Source organism: Cryobacterium sp. TMT2-15-1, assembly GCF_004402345.1.
In the GTDB taxonomy this organism is placed as follows: Bacteria; Actinomycetota; Actinomycetes; order Actinomycetales; family Microbacteriaceae; genus Cryobacterium; species Cryobacterium sandaracinum.
The window spans coordinates 1-2,601 of record NZ_SOGD01000058.1; the positions used below are offsets into that span (position 1 = coordinate 1).

At 64.6% G+C, this 2,601-nt stretch carries 2 protein-coding genes; both read left to right on the forward strand.

Translation table 11 applies throughout. From position 1 onward, the window contains the following. Positions 1-161: 161 nt before the first annotated feature. Positions 162-1,736 (forward strand): IS21 family transposase, encoded by a 1,575-nt coding sequence (istA, locus tag E3O62_RS15320; protein WP_134399073.1) that lies wholly within the window; start codon positions 162-164, stop codon positions 1,734-1,736. Further along, positions 1,733-2,485, forward strand: coding sequence for an ATP-binding protein (locus tag E3O62_RS15325; RefSeq protein ID WP_134399074.1), 753 nt, complete (start codon positions 1,733-1,735; stop codon positions 2,483-2,485). Before istA ends, E3O62_RS15325 begins: the two co-directional genes overlap by 4 nt. Positions 2,486-2,601: the final 116 nt, after the last annotated feature.

Below are 2,601 nucleotides of genomic sequence, written 5' to 3' on the forward strand. Positions count from 1 at the left end.
TGAGTATTAGCGCTCCTGGGGGCCACCGATATTGACGTTGGGGGCCACCGGTCGATGTGGCCGGTATCGTGTTTGGGGGCCACCGAATATTGCTGTTGGGGGCCATCTGCTTAGCTCCTTCCGCCGCGTGTATAGGCACGCGGCAGAAGGAGTAATCAACAATGGTACGAAGGATCAACGCGAAGCTCGTGCTTCAACTCCGCGCCGAAGGAATGACGGGGCGGGCGATCGCTCTCGCGCAGGGCATGTCGCGCAAGAGTGTGCTGGCGGTGTTCGATGCCGCCGAGAAGGCCGGTGGTATCGGCAGTGACGGCCATGGCGGCCGCACCGAGGCCGAGGTGTATGCGCTGCTGTTCCCGGGCCGGGGCGAACACGAGAGTGTGTTCGTGCAGCCGGATTGGGAGGCGGTGCACAAAGAGCTCGCTAAGGTCGGGGTGACGCTGAAGCTGCTCCATGGCGAGTACGTCGACGGGTGCGCGGTGACGGGGCAGCCGGCGATGGGTTACGACCGGTTCTGCAAGTCCTACGCGGCGCATGCCCTGGTCACGGGAGCGGCGTCCCGGGTGGGTCATAAGGCCGGACGGACGGTCGAGGTCGACTGGTCGGGCCCGACGATGCAGCTCGTCGACCCGGTCACAGGCGAGCCGTCCCGGGTGTATTTGTTCGTCGCGTGCCTGCCGTTTTCTCGGTACGCGTTCGTCGAGCCGGCGCTGGATATGCGGCAAGACACCTGGCTGCTGGCGAACGTGGCGATGTTTGAGTGGTTCGGTGGAACGGTTCCCCGGATCGTGCCCGACAACCTGAAAACCGGCGTGATCAAGCACCCTCGCGAGGGTGAGGTCGTATTGAACGACGCCTACCGCGAGATGGCCGCGCACTACTCGGCAGCGGTGCTGCCGGGCCGGCCGCGGGCACCTAAAGACAAGGCGAGCGTGGAGAACACGGTCTCTCATGTTGCCACCTGGGTGATCGCGGGGCTGCGTCATCGCAGCTTCGGGACGCTTCCCGAACTGCGCGCCGCGATCGGGGAGCGGATGGATGCCTACAACCGGGAACCGTTCCAGAAACGCGCCGGCTCCCGCCTGAGCGTGTTTGAAACCGAGGAGAAGGCGCTGCTGCGGCCGCTGCCGTCGGCCCCATATGAGATCAGCCGGTGGATCATCGGGCGCCGGGTGCAGAAAAACGGGCATGTGGTCTGGGAGAAGAACTTCTATTCCGTCCCCTACGCGCAGATCGGACAGTCCGTGGACCTGCGCGTCACCTCCCGGCTGCTGGAGGTCTATCGCAACCACGAGCGGCTCACCAGCCACCTATTATTTGGCGAGCATGTCGTGAACGAATACCGCACCAACGATGCCGACCAGCCCCAGGGCGAGAGGTATCGGGAGTGGGACACCGTCAGGATCCGGGCCTGGGCGACACGGATCGGCCCGAACATGGTGACCGTGGTGAACAGAATCTTCGAGTCCGTCCCGGTGGAAGAACAAGGTTTCGACGCCGCCCTGGCAGTGCTGCGGCTGAGCCGGCGCTACTCCAGCGAGCGAGTGGAAAGAGCGTGTCAGATCGCGCTGGACGGTCGTGTTCGCTCGCCCCGGTATGCGCATCTGCAGCCCATCCTGGAGACCGGGCAGGACAAGAAAAGCACCCGCAGGATTCCGCGTTTCGAGCCCACCGAGCCCGAACCGGGCGGATACGTCCGCGGCGCCGACTACTACGCCGGAGGCGGTGCACGATGAGCCGGATCGATATCGAGACCAAACGCAAACTCCGTGAAATGGGAGTCGCCACCCTGTTGGACGCGTTCGACGCCCAGGACGACACCCTCACCCTCGGTCTGGCTTTCGAGGAGCGAGTCAAACTCGCCGTCGACGACGCCCACTCCGTCTTCACCCAGACCAAGGTCGAGGGGCTGATCCGTCGGGCGAACCTGCGCTATCCAAACGCTGACCTGCGCCGCCTGGACCTCGTCGAGGAACGCGGCCTGGACCGCTCGATGCTCGCGGGGCTGGGCACCTGCTCGTTCATCGATCGGCAGCAGAACGTCGTTTTCCAGGGCTTCACCGGGTCGGGGAAATCGTATCTGGGCTGCGCGCTGGCGAAGGCCGCATGCATGCACCGGGTGCGAGCGCACTACATCCGGATGCCGGAGCTCGAAGAGGCCTGGCAACTGGCCCGCGACAAGCCGTCCGGGTCGACGAAGTTTCTGAACAAGTACGCCGCGTTCTCGCTGTTGGTGATCGACGAATGGCTCCTGGACGAGCCCGACGAAAGCACCAGGAGCATGCTTCTGGAACTCCTCGAGCGGCGTTACGACCAGGCCTCGACGGTCTTCTGCACGCAATACGCGCAGAAGGATTGGCACCAGCGCCTCGGCTCTGGGGTTCACGCCGACGCGATCATGGACCGCATCGTGCACAACACCATCTGGGTCGAGACCGGCGGCCACAACATGCGAGAACACACCGCCGGCCAGGTCAACGCATAAAGGTTCGCGCGGTCGGGAGCCAGTGGCCCCCGACCGCGCGACCGTGTGGCTCCCAAAGGCAATACCGGTGGCCCCCGAAGGCAATATTCACTGGCCCCCAAACCCGCAAATACTCA